General features: G+C 58.5%; 18 protein-coding genes. 9 read left to right on the forward strand and 9 right to left on the reverse strand.

Annotated elements, in window-relative coordinates:
* Positions 1–2: 2 nt before the first annotated feature.
* On the reverse strand, positions 3–338 hold the full coding sequence (locus LPB19_RS05420; protein ID WP_206645083.1) for a hypothetical protein: 336 nt from the start codon (positions 336–338) through the stop codon (positions 3–5).
* A gap of 203 nt (positions 339–541) precedes the next feature.
* Here LPB19_RS05420 and LPB19_RS05425 point away from each other — a divergent pair, with 203 nt between their 5' ends.
* Entirely contained in the window at positions 542–955 is a 414-nt protein-coding gene (locus LPB19_RS05425) for a c-type cytochrome (RefSeq protein ID WP_206645084.1), read from the forward strand.
* Positions 956–1,037: 82 nt separating this feature from the next.
* Here LPB19_RS05425 and rep read toward each other — a convergent pair whose 3' ends face one another.
* Positions 1,038–3,056: a DNA helicase Rep gene (rep, locus tag LPB19_RS05430; protein WP_206645085.1), complete on the reverse strand. Its 2,019-nt coding sequence runs from the start codon at positions 3,054–3,056 to the stop codon at positions 1,038–1,040.
* A gap of 193 nt (positions 3,057–3,249) precedes the next feature.
* On the opposite strand from rep, the gene LPB19_RS05435 reads away from it, so the two are divergent.
* From LPB19_RS05435 to rmf, 3 genes are all read left to right on the forward strand, one after another.
* On the forward strand, positions 3,250–5,583 hold the full coding sequence (locus LPB19_RS05435; RefSeq protein ID WP_206645086.1) for a Tex family protein: 2,334 nt from the start codon (positions 3,250–3,252) through the stop codon (positions 5,581–5,583).
* 66 nt (positions 5,584–5,649) lie between these two features.
* The gene (gene gshA, locus LPB19_RS05440) at positions 5,650–7,209 is read left to right on the forward strand and encodes a glutamate--cysteine ligase (protein WP_206645087.1); all 1,560 of its coding nucleotides are present in this window, start codon (positions 5,650–5,652) and stop codon (positions 7,207–7,209) included.
* 113 nt (positions 7,210–7,322) lie between these two features.
* Positions 7,323–7,538 (forward strand): ribosome modulation factor, encoded by a 216-nt coding sequence (rmf, locus tag LPB19_RS05445; RefSeq protein WP_206645088.1) that lies wholly within the window; start codon positions 7,323–7,325, stop codon positions 7,536–7,538.
* A gap of 22 nt (positions 7,539–7,560) precedes the next feature.
* On the opposite strand, the gene LPB19_RS05450 is transcribed toward rmf, so the two are convergent.
* The gene (locus LPB19_RS05450) at positions 7,561–8,022 is read right to left on the reverse strand and encodes a flagellar basal body-associated FliL family protein (protein ID WP_206645089.1); all 462 of its coding nucleotides are present in this window, start codon (positions 8,020–8,022) and stop codon (positions 7,561–7,563) included.
* Between the two features lie 104 nt (positions 8,023–8,126).
* On the opposite strand from LPB19_RS05450, the gene LPB19_RS05455 reads away from it, so the two are divergent.
* Both LPB19_RS05455 and rsd read left to right on the forward strand, forming a co-directional pair.
* Positions 8,127–8,630 carry a disulfide bond formation protein B gene (locus tag LPB19_RS05455; protein WP_206645090.1) on the forward strand — a complete coding sequence of 168 codons (504 nt, stop codon included), beginning with the start codon at positions 8,127–8,129 and terminating at the stop codon, positions 8,628–8,630.
* 114 nt (positions 8,631–8,744) lie between these two features.
* Positions 8,745–9,224 carry a sigma D regulator gene (gene rsd, locus LPB19_RS05460; protein ID WP_206645091.1) on the forward strand — a complete coding sequence of 160 codons (480 nt, stop codon included), beginning with the start codon at positions 8,745–8,747 and terminating at the stop codon, positions 9,222–9,224.
* A 69-nt stretch (positions 9,225–9,293) separates the two neighbouring features.
* Here the strand turns inward: rsd and LPB19_RS05465 are convergent, their stop codons facing one another.
* The 3 genes from LPB19_RS05465 to LPB19_RS05475 form a co-directional block, all read right to left on the reverse strand.
* A complete protein-coding gene (locus LPB19_RS05465; protein WP_206645092.1) occupies positions 9,294–10,025 on the reverse strand; it encodes an FKBP-type peptidyl-prolyl cis-trans isomerase in 732 nt (243 codons plus the stop codon).
* 121 nt (positions 10,026–10,146) lie between these two features.
* Entirely contained in the window at positions 10,147–10,521 is a 375-nt protein-coding gene (locus tag LPB19_RS05470) for a DUF4124 domain-containing protein (protein WP_206645093.1), read from the reverse strand.
* A complete protein-coding gene (locus LPB19_RS05475) occupies positions 10,518–11,075 on the reverse strand; it encodes a TIGR02444 family protein (protein WP_206645094.1) in 558 nt (185 codons plus the stop codon). Before LPB19_RS05475 ends, LPB19_RS05470 begins: the two co-directional genes overlap by 4 nt.
* A 45-nt stretch (positions 11,076–11,120) precedes the next feature.
* Between LPB19_RS05475 and LPB19_RS05480 the strand changes: the two genes are divergently transcribed.
* Positions 11,121–13,070, forward strand: a complete 1,950-nt coding sequence (locus LPB19_RS05480; protein WP_206645095.1) for an ATP-binding cassette domain-containing protein — start codon at positions 11,121–11,123, stop codon at positions 13,068–13,070.
* Between the two features lie 6 nt (positions 13,071–13,076).
* Here LPB19_RS05480 and ppx read toward each other — a convergent pair whose 3' ends face one another.
* Complete coding sequence (gene ppx / locus LPB19_RS05485; protein WP_206645096.1) at positions 13,077–14,606, reverse strand: exopolyphosphatase; 1,530 nt, start codon at positions 14,604–14,606, stop codon at positions 13,077–13,079.
* 243 nt (positions 14,607–14,849) lie between these two features.
* Between ppx and trxA the strand changes: the two genes are divergently transcribed.
* The gene (gene trxA / locus LPB19_RS05490; protein WP_100639177.1) at positions 14,850–15,176 is read left to right on the forward strand and encodes a thioredoxin TrxA; all 327 of its coding nucleotides are present in this window, start codon (positions 14,850–14,852) and stop codon (positions 15,174–15,176) included.
* A gap of 103 nt (positions 15,177–15,279) precedes the next feature.
* On the opposite strand, the gene LPB19_RS05495 is transcribed toward trxA, so the two are convergent.
* Both LPB19_RS05495 and LPB19_RS05500 read right to left on the reverse strand, forming a co-directional pair.
* Positions 15,280–15,528 (reverse strand): DUF4242 domain-containing protein, encoded by a 249-nt coding sequence (locus tag LPB19_RS05495; protein WP_206645097.1) that lies wholly within the window; start codon positions 15,526–15,528, stop codon positions 15,280–15,282.
* Positions 15,521–18,484, reverse strand: a complete 2,964-nt coding sequence (locus tag LPB19_RS05500; protein WP_206645098.1) for an ATP-binding protein — start codon at positions 18,482–18,484, stop codon at positions 15,521–15,523. The genes LPB19_RS05495 and LPB19_RS05500 overlap by 8 nt, the downstream gene beginning before the upstream one ends.
* 300 nt (positions 18,485–18,784) lie before the next feature.
* On the opposite strand from LPB19_RS05500, the gene LPB19_RS05505 reads away from it, so the two are divergent.
* Entirely contained in the window at positions 18,785–19,744 is a 960-nt protein-coding gene (locus LPB19_RS05505) for a carbon-nitrogen hydrolase family protein (RefSeq protein WP_206645099.1), read from the forward strand.
* Positions 19,745–19,786 lie beyond the last annotated feature (42 nt).

The raw sequence follows: 19,786 nt of genomic DNA on the forward strand, positions 1-19,786 counted from the left end.
CATCATCCCGCCTGCATGCTCAGCCAGGTTTTGCCGATGCCATAAAGCCAGACACCAATCAGGGTCAGAGCCAGCAGAGCAAAAATGAGGGTGTGCCTGACCCGGTTGGCGTCATTGGCGGCCGCCACCCAGCGCAGGTACATCAGGCCGATAAAGCTCAGAAACACCACCAGGCTTGCGACGGCAGGGATCAGCAGCCATGCGGCTTGCAGCGTGCCGCCATCGGCGGTGTGGCTGGAAAACCAGGCCATGGAGCCCAGAAGCACGGCCAGCGCACCAAACTCGGCAATCAACAGGACCCTGCGAAGTGGGTGAGGTGTGGGGGCGTTGGGTTGCATACAATGGCTCCGGGAAGGGGATGGGGGATGAGGGCGTATGGTAGCGTGACGGGCGACCGGATGCTGTCAGGCTGACGAAATGGCAATAAAAATAGTGGACAGATTCTGCCTCGATTCAGCCACTTGGTTTTTTTGCCAGGGTTCAGTCGCTATAATGCGACCACTGACGATTATAACGCGCTAATGCGAGGTGCATTGTGAAGATGAAGAGAGTCCTGGCTGTCATGCTGATCGGCTTCGGTTTCGCCGCCGGTGCTGTGATGGCAAGTGTAGAAGATGAGATTCGTTCACGCATCGAGCCGGTAGGGGAGGTGTGTCTCCAGGGTGACGAGTGTGGTGAAGCCGCGGCGCCCACCCAGACCGCCAGCTCAGGGCCGCGCTCTGGTTCAGAAGTTTACGATGCGGTTTGCATGGCCTGTCATACCACGGGTGCGGCCGGTGCGCCCAAGATCGGTGATGCCGGTGCCTGGGCTCCGCGCATTGAGAAGGGCCTGGAGACCCTGGTTGAGAATGCCATCAACGGTTTCAACGCCATGCCAGCCAAAGGCGGTTGCGCCAACTGTCCGGACGAAGAAATCAAGGCGGCGGTTGAGCACCTGGTTTCCGAAAGCCAGTAAGTCAGGCTCCGGCACTGAACTGAAAAACCCCGCTCTTGCGGGGTTTTTTGTTATCCGGACTCGCTGTTGTACCCGGTCCCGGTCAGCCGTCCAGGTCGCCTAAAAGGGCGCTGAGTGTGGCCTTGCCCTTCTTCTGGTTTGCCTCGGCATCCAGGTCGCCTCTGCCTTCCCAGAGCACATCGTCCTCTGGCAACTCGTCCAGAAACCGGCTGGGGATGGTTTCGATTTTTTCACCGTACTGTTTGCGCGAGGCGGCGTAGGTCATCGCCAGGGTTTCCCGGGCACGGGTGATGCCCACATACATCAGCCGGCGCTCTTCTTCGATGTTGCCCTCTTCAATGCTGGTGCGGTGGGGCAGGATTTCTTCTTCCAGGCCCATGATGAACACGTGTGGAAACTCCAGCCCCTTGGAGGCGTGCAGGGTCAGCAGTTGGACCTTGTCACTGTCGTCCTCTTCTTCCCGCTGCTCCATCATATCCCGCAGAATCAGCTTGGTGATGGCGTCCTCGAAGCCAATTTCATCGGCGGTGCCCTTGCCGTCGTCGAGCATGCGCTGAATGGAATCCACCAGGTACCAGATGTTTTCCATCCGACGCTCTGCCTGCTTGGGCGTGCCAGAATGCTGGTGCAGCCACTCTTCGTACTCGATGTCCGTGAAAAGCTGCTTGATCACCGGAATTGGATCTTCGCTGTGCAGGCGCTCGCAGGTGGCATCGACCCAGTGCGCAAAGCGCCGCAGACGGTCGAGCCCCTTTTCCGCCACGTGGGCTTCAGCGCCCATATCGTGCAGCGACCGGAACAGGCTGACATTGCGGGTGCGGGCGTAACCGGCCAGCTGTTCCAGGGTTTTGGGTCCGATTTCCCGGCGCGGCACGTTCACCACCCGCAGAAAAGCCGCGTCATCGTCCGGGTTGATCATCAGGCGCAGGTAGGACATGGCGTCCTTGATCTCGTTCTTGGAGAAAAAGGACTGGCCGCCGGACAGCCGGTAGGGAATCTGGTACGCCTGCAGTTTCATTTCCAGCAGGCGGGCCTGATGGTTACCCCGGTACAGTACCGCGAAGTCCCGGAATTCCAGCCCCTGCTTGAGTTTCTTGTCGAGGATTTCGGTGGCGACGCGATCGGTTTCCGCGTCTTCGTTACGGCACCGGATTACCCGCAGTTCGTCACCGATGGTGTGATCGCTCCACAGGGTTTTTTCAAACACGTGGGGATTGTTGGCGATCACCGTGTTGGCACTGCGCAGTATGCGCCCGGTGGAGCGGTAGTTTTGCTCCAGCTTGACGATTCGCAGGCTGGGGAAGTCTTCTTTCAGCTGAACCAGGTTTTCCGGCCGCGCACCACGCCAGGCGTAAATCGACTGGTCATCGTCGCCTACCACGGTGAACGCCGCCCGCTCCGCGACCAGCAGTTTGACCAGTTCGTACTGACACACGTTGGTGTCCTGGTACTCATCCACCAGCATGTAGCGGATTTTCTTGCGCCATTTGGTCAGCACGTCCGGATTGGCGCGGAACAGCTGAACCGGCAGCAGGATCAGGTCGTCGAAATCCACCGCGTTGTAAGCCTTGAGGTACTCGTTGTACTTGCCGTACACCAGGGCTATGCGCTGCTCACGCTCGTCGGCCGCTTTGCTGAGCGCCTCTGCCGGCGTTTTCAGGGCGTTTTTCCATGAGGATATGGTCATCTGCACGTCACCGACCTCGTCGCCAGCGTCGGCGCTGCCATCGCTGAACATCAGGTCCTGCAGCAGGGCCTTGGCATCCTCGGCGTCGAAAATGGAAAAGCCGGGGCGGTAACCGAGGTGCTCGTGCTCTTCCCGGATCATGTTCAGGCCGAGGTTGTGGAAGGTCGAAACGATCAGCCCCCGGGCGAGGGTGCGGTCGACAATGCGGGTGACCCGCTCTTTCATTTCCCGAGCGGCTTTGTTGGTGAAGGTCACGGCCGCAATGTGGCGCCCGGGAATCCCGACCTCCTCAATCAGATAGGCAATCTTGCGGGTGATAACGCTGGTCTTGCCGCTGCCGGCGCCGGCGAGCACCAGCAACGGGCCATTGGCGTAACGCACCGCTTCACTTTGTCTGGGATTGAGTTTGTTCACAGCGATAAGGTCTGGGATTAAAAAGCTGAATGATGAATTGCGGCTGATTTTACACCAGTCGGGCCCAGAGTACCTTGTGGATGATACTGCGATGGTTTGCTGAGCCGGACAACGCACCCGCTTGCCTGTTGCCGTTGGCCGCTGTACCTTTCCCCCTTTCCGTTTGACACTGAGCCACGTGAACAGAGGTTGCATGAACAGTATTTCCAGCCGTATTGCCGAAGAACTGGGCGTACGCGAACAGCAGGTCAACGCGACGATCGGACTGCTCAACGAGGGTGCCACGGTTCCCTTCATCGCCCGTTACCGGAAAGAAATCACCGGCTCGCTGGATGATACCCAGCTGCGGACACTGGAAGAACGGTTGCGTTACCTGCGGGAGCTGGAAGACCGCAGGGCCGCGATTCTCAGCAGCATCGATGAGCAGGGCAAGCTCACCGACGAGCTGCGCGCCAGTATCAACGACGCGGACACCAAGAATCGCCTGGAAGATCTGTACCTTCCGTACAAGCCCAAGCGCCGTACCAAGGCCCAGATTGCCCGTGAAGCCGGACTGGAGCCTCTGGCGCACACGCTTTATGACGATCCAACGCAGGACCCGGAAGGCACCGCGCAGGGTTATGTCAACGCAGACGCCGGCATTGACGACGCCAAAGCTGCGCTCGATGGTGCCCGTTACATTCTTATGGAGCGCTTTGCCGAAGACGCGGAGTTACTGGGCAACCTGCGGGATTTCATCTGGCACGGTGGCCAGTTGAAGGTCTCGGTCATTGAGGGCAAGGAAAACGAAGGCGCCAAGTTCCGCGATTATTTCGATCATGTCGAACCGCTGAAAAAAGTCCCGTCGCACCGGGCCCTGGCCATCTTGCGCGGCCGTAATGAGGGCATCCTGACCTACGCGATCGTGATGGGCGAGGAAAGCGACGACCGCCGTCAGCCCCATCCGGCCGAACAGCGTATTGCCGCGCACTGGAATATTCGTGATAACGGTCGTGCCGCCGACAAATGGCTATCCGAAGTGGTGCGCTGGACCTGGCGCGTCAAACTGTCCACCCAGATCGAAACCGATCTGATGGGCCAGGTTCGGGAAACGGCCGAAAGCGAGGCCATCAATGTATTCGCCGCCAACCTCAAGGATCTGCTGTTGCTGGCCCCGGCCGGCCCGCGCCCAACGCTGGGGCTGGATCCCGGCCTGCGTACCGGTGTGAAAGTGGCGATCATTGATGGCACCGGCAAGGTTGCCGGCCACGGCGCCATGTTCCCCCACGCTCCGAAAAATCAGTGGGATCGTTCCATCGAACAAATGGCTGTCTGGTGCCGTGAGTTCAAGATCGAGCTGGTCGCCATCGGTAATGGCACCGCGTCCCGGGAAACCGAAAAGCTGGTGGCGGATCTGTGCAAACGCTACCCGGAACTCAAGCTGGCGCGCATTGTGGTCAGTGAATCCGGCGCGTCGATTTATTCGGCGTCCGAGTTCGCCGCGCGCGAACTGCCAGAACTCGATGTCACCGTGCGCGGTGCGGTATCCATCGCTCGCCGGTTGCAGGACCCGCTGGCCGAGCTGGTGAAGATTGAACCCAAGTCCATCGGCGTGGGCCAGTACCAGCACGACGTTTCCCAGGTGCAGTTATCCCGTAGCCTGGATGCCGTGGTGGAAGACTGTGTAAACGGTGTTGGTGTGGACCTGAACACCGCGTCCGTGCCTCTGTTGTCTCGGGTTTCCGGCCTGAACCAGAGTATCGCGCAGAACATTGTGGATTTCCGGAACCAGAACGGGCTGTTCAGCGATCGCAAGCAACTGCTCAAGGTCAGCCGCCTCGGCGATCGCACCTTTGAACAGGCCGCCGGCTTCCTGCGGATCGCCTCCGGCGCCAATCCACTCGATCGTTCTTCGGTGCACCCGGAAGCCTACGGCGTGGTTGAGGCCATCGCCGCCAAGAACCAGCGCAAAGTCGAAAACCTCATCGGTGATGCCGCGTTCCTGCGCAGCCTGGACCCGAAGGATTACGTAACCGAGCAATTCGGTTTGCCAACGGTGAAGGACATCATTGCCGAACTGGAAAAACCGGGGCGGGATCCGCGACCGGAATTCCGTTTCGCCAGTTTTGAGGAAGGCGTGGAAACCCTGAGTGATCTTGAGCCGGGCATGGTGCTTGAAGGGTCGGTCACCAACGTGACCAACTTCGGCGCGTTTGTGGATATCGGCGTACACCAGGATGGACTGGTGCACATCTCGGCGCTGTCCCATACTTTCGTCAACGATCCGAGGGACGTCGTGAAAGCGGGCGACATCGTCAAGGTGAAAGTGATGGACGTGGATATACCCCGCAAACGAATTGCGCTGTCCATGCGTATGGATGACCAGCCCGGAGAGAAAACCAGCGGACCGGCGCCCCGCTCCAGCCGTGGAGAGAAACGCTCCGGTAACGCGGGCGGTCGTCAGTCCAAGGGTAGTCAGCCTCAGCAGGGTGCGATGGCGGGAGCCATGGCTCAGGCATTGGCCTCTGCCCGCAAGGGCGGTCGTTAACCCGAATTCTCTTTTCACCAGCTGGCATGCCAGGCCAGGGCATGCCAGCGGCAGCAGGAGTTCACGATGGCTGATTCCCGCTTTTCTGTTTTGAGCCAGTTTGCGGCCAGTGACTGGTACGGTTTTTTGAAAGGGGTGGAAAAAGAAGGCCTGCGGGTCGATCGCAATGGCTTTATTGCGCAAACGCCGCACCCGGAAGCGCTGGGTTCCGCGCTGACCCATCCCCGGATTACCACAGATTATTCCGAAGCGCTGCTGGAGCTGATCACGCCCGTGTGTTCAAGCACCGGAGAGATGCTCGAATCCCTCAGCAACATCCATCGGTTTGTCCAGCGGGAGCTGGGCGACGAGGTGTTCTGGGCTGCCAGCATGCCCTGCCAGCTGGACGGTGATGCCAGTATCCCCATCGCTGAGTACGGCACATCCAACATTGGCCAGCTCAAGCATGTCTACCGACAGGGCCTGGCGGTGCGTTATGGCCGTATGATGCAGAGCATCGCCGGTGCCCATTACAACCTGTCGTTGCCCGACGAGTTCTGGCGCGTCTGGCAGCAAGCACTGGGTAATCAGCAGAGCCTGAAGGATTTCAAGTCGGATCAGTATTTCTGGCTGGTGCGCAATTTCCGGCGCCGCAGCTGGTTGCTGATGCTGCTGTTTGGCGCATCCCCTGCGCTGGATGCCAGCTTCGTGGCCAATGTCAGTCACAACCTGACCCGCTTTGACGAGCAGACCTGGTTTGGTGAGCAGGCAACGTCACTGAGGATGGGCGATCTGGGCTACCACAACAACGCCCAGTCGTCGCTGAACATCTGTTTCAACGAACTGGGTACCTACACCAGTACGCTGCACCGTGCGATCCACACGCCCTGGCCGGAATACGAGGCCATCGGTGTCCAGCGGGATGGCAAGTTTGTCCAGATTAATACCAGTGTTCTGCAGATTGAGAACGAGTACTACAGTGCCGTGCGCCCCAAACGCACCACAAACCGCGGTGAAAAGCCCATCCAGGCCCTGGATGCCCGCGGTGTGGAATACATTGAAGTGCGCTGTCTGGATCTGGACCCGTTCTCGCCCGTGGGTGTGAACGCCAGCCAGATCGATTTCATGGACCTGTTCCTGCTCGATTGCCTGCTGGAAGACAGTCCCCGTATTGGCGATGCCGAGTGCGAGCGCCTGGATGACAACTACAAGGACGTGGTGGCACGGGGCCGTGATGCCGCCCTGAAGCTGTGTCGTGGTGGCGAGCGCGCACTGATGAGCGATGCGGCCACCCAGTTGCTGGATCAGCTTGAGCCGCTGGCGGACCTGTTGGACGGTTGGAACGGCGGAAATACGTATCGCCTGGCCCTTGCGGACCAGCGTCGTAAATTGGCCGAACCGGACTTTTCCGGTGTGCCTTCTGCCCGTGTTCTGGATGCCATGGCGAGCCGGGGCATGGGGCACAGGGAATGGGGGCTGGATGTGTCCAGACAGCATCAGGACACTCTGCGTCAGGAAGGTCTTGATGCACAGGTGTTGGCGGATTTTCAGGCGCTGTCCGAAACCTCCCTGGCGGAACAGCGGCAATTCGAAATCGAGGAAAACGAGCCGTTCGACCAGTTCCTGGAGCGCTACCAGCAAGCATAATCTGCACCCTGTTCCATCGCCCGCGGACCTGAATCACAAAACGAGAAGGCAGGTTTGTTGGTGGTGGAACCGCCTGCTAATTTCTACGTCACACCGACAAGGAGAGTTGTGGCATGGCCAGGGATATAAAACTGGGCTGGGACGTGGAGGCGCTGAACAAGGCCTATCGTCAGGGCTATATGGCGGCGTCCATGGGGATGAAGAAACATCGCTGCCCCTACCGTGGGGAAGTTGTCGTCGCCGCCTGGGAGGCGGGCTGGGATGATTCATCCGCCGCGGTCAATCAGCAGAAAATCCCTGACAATGACTTTTTCTCCCGCATCGCCTGATCGATTCTGGCGCGTCTGAGCGCTACCTCTGCACGACAAATTCGGTAAACAGAACCCCGGTGATGGACTCGCCGGTTTGCTGCCGTTCCAGCACCTCATTCATCCGTTTTTTCGCCTCTTCCCGCAGCGCCTGCTGACCGTCCAGAGACGTCAGCTGATCGGCGTTGGTTTGCTCGCCGAACAACATCACCAGTTCATGGCGCAATCGTGGCATGTGGGTTTCTATCGCGGCACGTGCGGTGCTGGTCGATGTTCGCAGGCTGACTGATGCCTTCAGGTAGGTCGGCTTGTGGGAGGGCGCGCCGACGTGGGTAACAAACGGCGGGTCCATGGCAATGTAGTCGGTGACACCACTTCCTTCACTGGTGTCTTGCTCGTTCGCCACTTCGTCTGCCTGAGCCACGGGGGCGGTCAGAATCAGTGCCAATAGCGTCAGAAGCAGGGTCGATTTCAGTTGCGGTGTCATAGCCTTGATGTTGGTCATGGTTTAGGGTTTAGTGGCGACGGCGCGCCGCGCAATTCAATGAGCCGAGGATAACAGCCCCGGTTTGAGGATGCAGTTTAAATTCACTGGCTTGAGGAATCATTTTGACGAGCAGATCCGTGTTTGGCTTGGTATTTCTGGTGTGTGCCGCGTTGCTGGGCGTGGCCTTTTACATGGAGCACATCATGGGGCTCGAACCCTGTCCGCTGTGTTGGTTACAGCGCTTTGGCTTCATGGGTGCCGGACTGGTTGCTTTTCTTGGGCTGTTGCATGGTCCTGCCGGTGTAGGTGTTCGTATATACGGGGTGCTGATCGCGATTGCCTCCGGCCTTGGTCTTGCGTTGGCCGGGCGACAGCTGTGGCTGCAGAACCTGCCGGCAGATCAGGTTCCTGCGTGCGGGCCGTCGGTTGATTATATGTTGGAAGTGCTGCCGTTTTTTGATGTGTTGTCAACGGCGATACGTGGTACAGGGGATTGTGCAGAGGTAGTATGGCGCTTCCTCGGCCTGAGCATTCCCGGGTGGACCGCTATCTTCTTCTGCCTGTTGACGATTGTTGGTTTGGTGCTGCTGTTTCGCGGCCCGGGGGTTAAAACAGGGGCACTGTGAAGGGCTTGCGGGGTCTCTCACCTTGGAGTAATTTGAGAGTTAACTAAGAGCAGAGTCACTCAAGAATAAAGGTCCGGTTCAGAATGCCGGTCCGGCGAATGGAGACCAGGGGTCATGTTGGAAAACTGCCGGAATGCCAGGGAACGTTGGGGAGGCGTCAGCGATTTGATCGATCGCTGGCTCAAGGAGCGTCAGGAATTACTGGTGATGTACTGTGATTTATCCGGAGAGACGGAAGGAGCCGAGCCGGAAATCCTGCACCGCAAGCTGATGCGAATGTGCGAAGTGCTGGTTGATTATGTCTCCGCCGGGCATTTCGAGATCTACGAGCAGCTGATTCAGGAAGCGAAAGAGTTCAACGACGGCGGCCTCGAACTGGCCGCGAAAGTCTATCCTCGCCTCGAACAGACCACCGAAATCGCACTTAATTTCAACGATAAGCTGGACGATTGCGAACCGACAGAAGCGGGCATGAAGGCGATGATCGACGACCTCTCGAAGCTTGGAGAGGCTCTGGAAAGTCGCTTCGAAATGGAAGACTTCCTCATCGAGCACTTGCACAATGTGCATGCGGGGAAAGAGGCTCCGGTCTGACCCGGGCCAGCAGGGCAAAAAAAGCCTCAGCACCGGTGACCGGGCTGAGGCTTTTTTGATGCCGTTACCTTATTCGGTTTCGGCTTTTTCTTCAGCGCCTGGATTCACGTCCAGCAGTTCAACGTCAAACACCAGGGTTTCGTTCGGGCCGATTGCCATGTTGCCGCCGGGGCCATACGCCAGCTCAGCCGGAATGAAGAGCTTGTAGCGCGCGCCTTTGCTCATCAGCTGCAGGCCTTCGGTCCAGCCCGGGATAACCTGGTTCAGTGCGAATGTGACCGGTTCTCCCCGCTCGCGCGAGCTGTCAAAGACTTCGCCGGACAGCAGTTCGCCGGTGTAGTGAACCTGAACGGTATCGGTGGCTGTTGGCTTGTCGCCTTCACCTTCTTCCAGCACTTCGTACTGCAGGCCGGATTCAGTGGTTGTGACTTCTTCACGGTTGGCATTTTCAGCCAGGAAGGCTTCGCCGGCCTCTTTATTCTTCTGGGCCAACTCTTCCATCTGCTTGACTTGCTTGTCCTGCATATCCTGCTGGTAGGCCATCAGCGCTTCCTGAATTTCTTCGCGGCTCATGCGCTGGGCTTCTTCATCGCCAGCGTGGCCGTGCTGAATACCCTGCAGGAACTGATCCATCTGCAGGTCGGGAAGGTCGTTTTTCATGCGCTCGCCGAGCACCAGGCCCATACCGTAGCTGACCTTCTCATCGGTGGAGTCCAGCTTCGGTTCTTCGGGTGTTTCCTGGGGGGCTGAACAGCCAGCAACGAGACCTGCCATTGCCAGCGCTAGCATTGTTTTTTTCATTACTTCACCTTTAGCCATGTTGCAGGGGCGAGTGCCCCGGATCGTGAATATGAACGCAGAAGGTAACGGGTTCTGGCGGTGGATGCCACTGAACATGTGTTAAGAAAAAGGACCCTTTTTCTCAACTGCCGTTATTGCCCGGCGTGGGGCCCATCGCGAAGGGGGCCTGGTAGGGGGCCTGCCAGTCGGTGTCAGGTGAGCCGCCAAGATGGTTGTTATCCACCCGTTCAATGGCCAGGGTGTTCCAGGGGCCCTGCTTCGGAGGCTGATCGGCGTAGTGCCAGTGGCCATTGGTGTCGCGCCACTTGAAGATAATGTCTGGCCCTTCGGTGGGCATAGGTGAAGGCACCAGCCCTTCGAACGCCGGGATGTCGGTTTGCTTTTCTTCGGCTACGGGTTCGGCGACCTGCTCAGGGGCCTCAAGGCCAAAGAAAATCAGCAGCATCAGCAGCCCGAGTGCCGGGAACGAGAGTCGCAACAGCCACTTCGTTATCATGGCAAGGGTTCTCCCTTGGAGAATTCGGCCAGTGCCCTGGCCAGTGAGTTCAAATAGGGTCTAGTGCACCGGGACAATCCCGTTACCGGAGCCGCAGCCTCAAGATTCCTCTGAATCAGCGCGTGACGTCCGTGCATGTCGCACGTTTCAGAGTTGTTAATCATCAAAGTTTGCCAAGCCAGTGCCAGTTCTATACGTTCCGCATTCAGTTCAAGGCTGGCAACATCGGGCCTGAGTGACTGGCATGCATCGTGATGCTTGGGCAAAGCCTGCCTGACGCTGCGCAGTGCAGCGGTCACACGCTTTCTCCACGCTTTTAGCGTATCATCCTCGTCGCCCGAATAGCGATGGCCGTGCACTGCAAGCCAGCCGGCGCAAAGGATTCTCGTGACACTCCAGCCTTGCTCCTGCAGCGCCAGGCAATTGTCCTGAACGCCGGTTTGTTGCCAGAAGCTCAGGGCAAAACGCCAGAGAGGGTTATCGGGTTCCAACTGATTGGGCAGCATCAGAGGTGTTGTCTTTGCCAGCTCATGGTTGTCCGACCCAATCTCCATGGTTCAGAGCCTTCCCAGACACCGTTACGTTGATAAAATGGACTCATGCTTACGATAACCGATCTCAGTTTACAACGGGGCGGCGTTTGGTTGCTACAGTCAGTCAACCTTACCGTCCAGCCCGGGCAGCGCGTGGCAATTGTGGGTGCCAACGGCGCAGGCAAATCCAGTTTGTTTCAGTTACTGCTGGGCCAGTTAGCACCGGAGCAGGGGCAGGTGTCCCTGCCGGGAGGCTGTCGCATCGCCCACATGGCCCAGGAAGTGGAAGCGTCTGATCGCAGCGCACGGGATTATGTCCTGGATGGCGATTTTGAGTTGCGGCGCCTTGAACTCGACCTGGCCGACGCCGAGGCCCGGGGGGACGATCACGCGCAGGCCCGTATTCACGGTGAGCTGGACGTGCATGAAGCCTGGTCTGCTCCGCGCCGCGCCGAGGCGCTGCTGCGCGGACTTGGTTTCGCCGATTCAGACGCGGACCGCCCGGTCTCTTCCTTTTCCGGTGGCTGGCGCATCCGGCTGAACCTGGCCCAGGCTCTGATGCGGCCTTCGGATTTGCTGTTGCTGGATGAACCCACCAACCACCTCGACCTGGATGCCTGTTTGTGGCTGGAAAACTGGCTTCGCCGCTACAGCGGCACCTTGTTGTTCATTTCCCACGACCGGGATTTTATGGATCGCGTGGCCAGCCATGTGGTGCACTTCGATCAACAGAAACTGGAAGTGTATACCGGCAACTATTCCGCATTTGAGGGCCAGCGGGGTGAGCGCCTGGCGCAGCAGCAGGCAGGGTATGAGCGTCAGCAGGCCCGCATCGCTGAAATCCAGCGTTTTATCGATCGCTTCAAGGCCAAGGCCACCAAAGCCAAGCAGGCCCAGAGCCGGGTGAAGGCGCTGGAACGCATGGAGCGCATTGCGCCAGCCCACATCGATTCGCCTTTCAGTTTCGAATTTCCGGTAGCAGAAAAAGTATCCAATCCCTTGCTGACAATCCGCAATGGTCAGGCCGGGCACGGAGCGGTTGCCATTTTGGATGGCATCAATCTGACGCTGTTACCCGGCAGCCGCATCGGTTTGCTCGGGCCCAATGGAGCCGGTAAATCCACTCTGATGGATGCCTTGCGGGGGGAGAATACTCTGTTGGCCGGTGACCGGGTGTGCGGAGAGCACCTCGCCATTGGCTATTTCGCCCAGCATCAACTGGAATCGCTGGATCTTGATGCCAGCCCGTTCCTGCATCTTCAGCGGCTGAGCCCGAAAGCCTCCGAGCAAAGCATTCGTAATTTTCTGGGAGGTTTTGATTTTCATGGTGATGATGCACTGAGCCCGATCCGCTCGTTCTCAGGCGGTGAAAAAGCACGGGTAGCGCTGGCTGTGATCGCCTGGCAAAAGCCCAATCTGCTGTTGCTCGATGAACCAACCAACCACCTGGATCTCGAGATGCGCCAGGCACTCACCCTGGCGCTGCAGAACTTTGACGGGGCCATAGTGGTGGTCTCCCACGATCGTCACCTGCTGCGCAACACCGTGGATGAATTCTGGCTGGTGAACGAGGGCCGGGTGAAGGCCTATGACGGGGATCTGGACGACTACGAACGCTGGCTGGCGGAGCGTCGAAAGGACGACGGTGAAGCCCCCCGGTCTGGCCAGGCGCCAACAGAGCCTTCCGGTGCGGGACAGGCTGAGGCCGCAGTGGGGGAATCCGCAGAGGATCGCAAAGCCCGCAAGCGGGCTCAGGCGGAGCTGCGCCAGAAGCTGAGTCCGTACCGTAAGCGGCTATCCTCGTTGGAAAAAGATATGGACAAGCTGCAAACGCGGTTAAGCGGGCTGGAAACCGAACTGGCGGACCCTTTGCTCTATCAGGTCGATGGTAAGGTCAGGCTCAAGGAGCTTCTGGGCCAGCAGGCCGAGGCCAGGGGAAGGTTGGAAGAGGCCGAGGCCGAGTGGTTGGCGGTCAGTGAAACGGTCGAATCGCTGGAAGCAGAGCTGGCGGGGTGAGGGCGCTCAGCCCTCTGAGATCTCCAGCGTGAAATCCTGCCGGGCCAGGTATTCCTGTTCGTTTTCAAGGTCAGCCCGCGTCAGCGGGCGATCGTCCAGCCAGCCCTTCTCGAACTCGATCACCAGCCGATTCGGTTGAGCGTGCAGTGTCCAGCTCGGTGGCGGCTCCATGTTGCGCGGGTGTTGGATAATATTGGCCAGGCGAACGAGTATGCACAGCAGTCGCAGGCGGTATTCATCATCGGCGTCGAGGCCTTCGAAGATAGTGGCGGAGAACTTCCGCCGATGGCCCCTGACCAGAATCGACAGGTCGCGCTGGAATTGCTGGGTGAATCCGGGCAGGTCGGAGTAGCGCAGCAGATAGGCACCGTGTTTGTGGTACTGGCTGTGGGAAATGGTCAGGCCGATTTCGTGCAGCCGGCAGGCCCAGCGCAGAACTTCCTCGTCGGCATGGGTCTGGATCCCCCACGTCTTGGCGACCTGGTTCCACGCCGACACCGCGGTTTCCTCAACCGCTTCGGCATGTGTCTGATCGACATGATAGCGTTCCTGCAGGGCGGAGATGGTCCGTTCACGGACGTCTTCATGCTGGATTCTGCCGAGGATGTCGTAGAGTAAACCTTCCCTCAGGGCGCCATCGGCAAACGCCATGTCCTCAATCTCGAGCGATTCAAACGCCGCCATCAGGATGGCAAACCCGGCTGGAAAGATGCTCTGCCGATCGACCCGGATACCAATGTCGCCCAGTTTCTCGGTTTTGCCCATGTTGATCAGGCGCTGGCGCAGTTCGTCCATCCCGGCCCGGGTGATGGTGCCGTCGGATATTTTCAGGGTGGCAAGGGCGCTGGCGATGGCCTTGATTGAGCCGGAAGACCCCACGGCGCTTTTCCAGCCAGCGGAGCGGTACCGCCTGCGAATGTTCAGGAGTTCCTGCTTGGCGTGGGTGACGGCCTTATCCATTTGCTTGCGGGTAATTTTCCCGTCCGGAAAATACCGGTTGCGGAAGGACACACAGCCCATGTGCAGGCTTTCAAGATGCTGGGGTTCAAAGCGTCTGCCGATAATAAATTCGGTACTGCCGCCGCCGATATCGATCACCAGCCGTCGGCCGGCATCATCGGACAGGGTATGGGACACCCCCAGGTAGATGAGTCGAGCCTCTTCCCGGCCAGCAATAATTTCAACGGGGAAGCCAAGGGTTTCTTCCGCGCGGGCAATGAATTCATCGGCGTTGCGCGCTACCCGGAGCGCGTTGGTGCCGACAATCTGGACCGACTCCGGGGAGAAGCCCTGGAGCCGCTGGGCAAACCGGCTCAGACACGCCAGGCCTCGCTCCTGGGCTTCTGGGGTCAGGCGGTTCTGCTCGTCCAGCCCGGCGCCAAGCTGCACTTTTTCGCCCATTTTTTCCAGCGTGCGGATTTCGCCGTGAACCACGCGGGCAACGACCATGTGAAAACTGTTGGAGCCCATGTCGATGGCTGCCAGCACGTCGGAGGACGATGCGGGGGCAGCGTTTTCGGCGGTGGTAGCGGACATCACGTTGGTCTGAATCCTTTTCGTCCGGAGCGTAGCGCTAACTATAAGCGAAATTCCTGAGTAGTGTCAGTACAGGGTACGGGGACCTACGGCTTCACATCCACAAGAGCAATCGCGTAAAGTATGCCAATCCAATACGGTGATGAACTGCCCCCAAGTCAGGCAGTTTTATCTGTGAAGCCAATGACGTCCGGAGCTGCACGGCAGACCGTGCATGCAGGGCGTATCAAACAGGAAACTGTAATGAGCGGAAATATCGTAAACGTAACCGACGCTTCTTTTGAGCAGGACGTACTGCAGTCTGATGTCCCGGTTCTGGTGGACTACTGGGCAGAGTGGTGCGGACCGTGCAAAATGATTGCTCCGGTACTGGAAGAAATCGCTGACGAGTATGCGGGCAAGCTGAAAGTCTGCAAGCTCAACATCGACGAAAACGAGCAGACTCCGCCCAAGTTCAACATCCGTGGTATCCCGACTCTGATGCTGTTCAAGAACGGCAATGTCGACGCCACCAAGGTTGGCGCCCTGTCCAAGTCACAGCTGGCCGCTTTCCTCGACAGCAATCTCTGATCGCTGATCGATAGAATAAACCGCCCCTGGGGTTGCTCCACGGGCGGTTTTTTTGTGAGCAGCAGATCAACCGGCTCCTTTTTGGCCGAGGAACGGCGAAATGTCACTCGAGAAGATCTGCGGTCCAGACGCGCTCGAACTTGGCGCCGGCTTCGCGCTGGACGTTGCGAACCGCTTCGGTATCCCGTGCTTCATACTCGCAGATCATTCTCTTGCGATCCTTGCTCCAGTAGCTTCTGAGCCAGGTAACGTCGTAGAGCTCCAGGCACGGCAGCATACGTTCTTCGGTGGCCTTGAGCTCTTCTTGTGTCAGCGGCGGCTCAAAACTGCGTTCGACAATGAATTTAGGCATTTGGCGACTGTCCTCCATCGTGGCGCCGTTGGCGGCGATGTTTTCTAGCTGCCCCGGCCATCCGTTGCACACGGGCAGTGAGTTCAGGGGAAGAGGACCATTCCTCCAGCTCTTCCAGTGTTGCAGGGCTGTCAATCTCACTCTCGGATAGCGCAATCAGAGACTGAGCAAATACTTTCTCATTGTTGTTACCGACGTCATCGGCAAACCGGTAGGCCATGCGCGCGAAATCGATGGCGCGGGACGCGTCACCCCTTTTTTGAAGTCGATCTGCGGCAAAGTTCAGAATATAGGCTAGATGGGATTTGTCGTCGGCGCCTTTCAAGGCCTCGATGGCGTCAGAGAGACCTTTCGCGTTTTGCTTCGCAATGGCGATGAAGGCGCAGGACAGGGGGGCCATCGAGCCCTCACCGATCTTGGCGGCGAGCGAGCCCAGCTCGGTAGCATGCCCAATCGCGGCGTCCAGACGGTTTTGCTCCAGCGCAATCTTTGCAGCCCATGTCAGGCATTTGCTTTCGCGCCAGTGGTCTTCGACGTCTCGCGCCAGATCCAGCGCACATTCGATATTCGTTGCGGCCACGTCGAGGTTCCCCTGCCAATAGGCCAGAAGTCCACAGCTCCAGGCCACTTCGACATCTGCTACCCCCTCCTGTCGTGCTAACAGATCGGCATCCCGGCTGAGATCAGCAGCCTTGGCAATGTCTTTGCCAAGTTCCAGTAGGCAGCGGGCGGAATTGGCAAGTTGGCGAATCTTTTTCTGTGCCTCAATTTGTCTTGCCGCATCGGCAGCGCGTGTCGTGGCCAAACCTGCGGCTTCAGGGTCTCCCATCTCCTGAAAAAGCACGGATAAGAGGTACTCACCCTGTGCGACTTCTTCGGCCATAGCCTGTTGGCTTGCTCTTGAAATCAAGGACCGGATCTCGGTGGTGAGCCTGGAGGGGGTGCTCCTTGCGATGCCCGATGTCGCCAGTACCTGGATGCCCAGAAGGGACATGGCAAGGCTGATCCGGTCGCTGCCGATCCCCAGTTTTTCGGCGTGAAACAGGCCCTTCCGTGCCAGATCTGATGCCTCGGAATTGGCAAACGACCGCAAGGCGTTCTGTCCGGCAATGACAGCCGCTCGGGCCGCAAGCAAATGTTGGTTGGACAGTGTGCTCTGATGCAGCACGCGAGCAGCCTGACTCGGATCCTCGGCCATTTCCCATGCCAATAGTTCCGCCACGCGACTATGCATAAGACGCCGTCTCGCGTTTGAAATCCGTTCATAGACGGCATTCTTTACCAGATCATGGGTGAACTCGATGGACCCGGTCTCAAGCGATTCAATGACTCCGTGTCTTTCCAGCTCCTCAATAGCCTCCAAAGCAGATGTCAGGTCCATGCCAGAGGCCGAGATGACCGTGTCAGCCGGGATGCTGCGCCCGAATATTGAGGCCCAAGAGGCTATGTTAGCGGCGGGCTGGGACATCCGCTCGATACGAGTTGCCAGCGTTTCCCGTAACGTGGCTTCGGCAGGACCGCGCCGGTCCGCTCGGGCAAGCTCGATCAGATAAAACGGATTGCCCTGTGCCTTGGCAACAATGTCGGGCACCTTGTCTGCCGGGGCCAGTTGCTGTGCCAGTGCGCTGGCTTCGATTCCTGTCAGCCCGGTGAGGGTTATTCTATGCAGGTTATTGCCGAGCCCTGATATCAGGGTTTGAACGGCGTCATTATCGTCGACTTCTCCGGCCCGAGCGGCGAGACAGACATGTATCCGGCCATCGTCGAAGTGCCGAATCAGATAGCTCAGCAAGGCGCAGGAGGACGGTTCTATCCATTGCACGTCATCCAGGGCTATCAAGACCGGGCCTTCTTGTGCGAGTTCGGTCATCAGCTGTCGGAAACTGTCAAACACCCACTGTTCCGTCAGAGCTTCTGGCTTGTCCTTGCCGGAAAGGAGTCTGTCACGCAGCGTGTCCTGCGCTTTCGTTGCGGACGCCCCAGGGGGGAGGTTTCGGAGGGCATCAATCCAGACACCAAACGGGCGTGAACGCTCGACCTCAATGGCGCACGCCGAGAGGTGGCGGAGTCCGTAGCCTTTTGCAATTTCTGAAAGCAGGGCGGATTTGCCGATCCCGGGCGTTCCCACGATCAGGGCCAGGGCAGGACCGTGACCGGAAAAGGCACTCCGGATGAGCCGAATTTGGGTCGCTCGGCCAATGAATTTCTTTGGCGCCGGAAGCGGTTCGCTTGAGAGCTTGCTCGACTCCTGTCGCTCACCTTCCGGTATTCGCTGTTTCGTCGTCGTTAGCAGTGCCTGGCCGGCCATATCAAGCGCCGGTGAGGGCTCGACCCCCAGCTCAAGCTGAAATATCTTCCGGCATTGGGCGACCTGCGCGGCAGCTTCTTCCTGCCGCCCGAGCGACAGCAGCAATTCTACGACCCGAATGTGGGCGGATTCGTCAAACGGATTCCTCCCGACAAGCCTGTGCGCGTATTCCAGCGCCGCTCCCGGATGAGTGCGGTTGCGGTCGACCAGTGTTTCCAGAATGTGGGTGTGAACCCTGCCATATTTGGACCGCTCCGACTGGCACCATTCGTAGAAGCCATAGCAGTCCGACAGCTCCAGGTCGTTCAGAAACTCGCCCCGAAATAGTGCCTCGAGGCTAGTGAGCTCTTCGGTCGTATGGCTTTTGATGTCTCCGGAGGCCGCGTCGATCATGGCAACGTCTACCGAGATTCCGTTGGTGTTCAGTTCCACCGTGTTCCTGTTCGCGACAATGATTGTCGGTCCGAGGGTGGTGCGTAATTTGCTGAGCGACCAGCGCAATGCCCCGCGAGGGTCCTCGGCGTCTTCCCAGAGCAAATCGCACAGCTCGCTGCGGGTTCGCGGGACCGGCCTGGCCAGCAAATAGCCGAGCAATCCTCGGGTCTTCTTGGAGGCTGGAAGGTCTATTTTCCTGCCGTTGAATGACACATGGATTTGTCCAAAAAGCTCAGCGCGCAGTGGCGTTGGGCCCGAATCTGCCCTGACTTTTTGCAAGTCCCCGCCTCCTTCAAACGCTGGTTCAAACGATCGTCCGCGATGCTGTCATGGTCAACCTGCTTACTTCGGCATCCAAGCCGGGAATTCGGAGGCTCGCATGACGACAGCTCGACTAAATTTCTTAACTAACAGGTTAGCAACCCCACAGCCGTGGCAAGCGACAAAAAATCGCGGTGTCACCGCTATCGAGGCTCGGGCAACCGAGTCCAATCTGGAACAAGGAGTTTTCTCATGATCAAGATCGCCATCGTTCAGGAGCCTCCGGTCTATCTGAACCTCTCTGCCACCATGGACCGGGCCGTGGAACTGGTCGAAAAGGCTGCCAAGGATGGCGTCCATATGCTGGTTTTTCCGGAGGCGTGGTTTCCCGGCTACCCAACGTTCGTCTGGCGTCTGCCTCCTGGTGCGGGTATGGGCAAAACGGACGACCTGTTTGCCCGACTGCAGGCCAATGCCGTCGATCTGAGCAAAAACGGTTTCGCGCCGCTGCAGGTCGCCGCCCGCGAGAGCGGCATGGTTATTGTCGCCGGCTACCACGAGCTTGATGGCGCAGTCTCGGGCTCAACACTGTTCAACTCCTGCATCATTATTGATGCCGATGGGCGGATCGCGAACAACCACCGAAAACTGATGCCGACTAATCCGGAACGAATGGTCTGGGGATTTGGCGACGGCTCAGGTTTGAATGTGGTCGATACCGCCGTGGGCCGTGTGGGCGCGCTTATTTGCTGGGAGAACTATATGCCTATGGCGCGCGCAGCACTCTATGCCCAGAACATTGACATCTATGTTGCCCCCACCTGGGACAGCGGTGATACCTGGCTGGCCACCATGCAGCACATTGCCCGAGAAGGCGGTTGTTGGGTGATCGGCTGTGCCACGGCGTTGGAGGCATCCGATATCCCCGCTGATATTCCCCACTATGACGAACTGTTTCCCAACAAGGAGGAATGGGTCAATCCGGGCGACGCAGTCGTTTACAGGCCATTTGGCGGAATCCTTGCGGGCCCCATGCATCAGCAGAAAGGTCTGCTGGTAGCCGAAATTGAGGTTAATGAGGCCCGGGCGTCACGTCGAAAGTTCGACGTAAGTGGTCACTATTCCCGTCCCGATGTTTTCAAGCTGTCAGTTAATCGAGAGGAAATGAAGCCAGTGGCCTTTACCAATGAGCCTGTCGATTTCTCGCAGTAGATCAGGGTGAAGTGTCGCAGGCTTTTCTGATCACATGAAGAT

The sequence above is a fragment of the Marinobacter salinisoli genome, from assembly GCF_017301335.1.
In the GTDB taxonomy this organism is placed as follows: Bacteria; Pseudomonadota; Gammaproteobacteria; order Pseudomonadales; family Oleiphilaceae; genus Marinobacter; species Marinobacter salinisoli.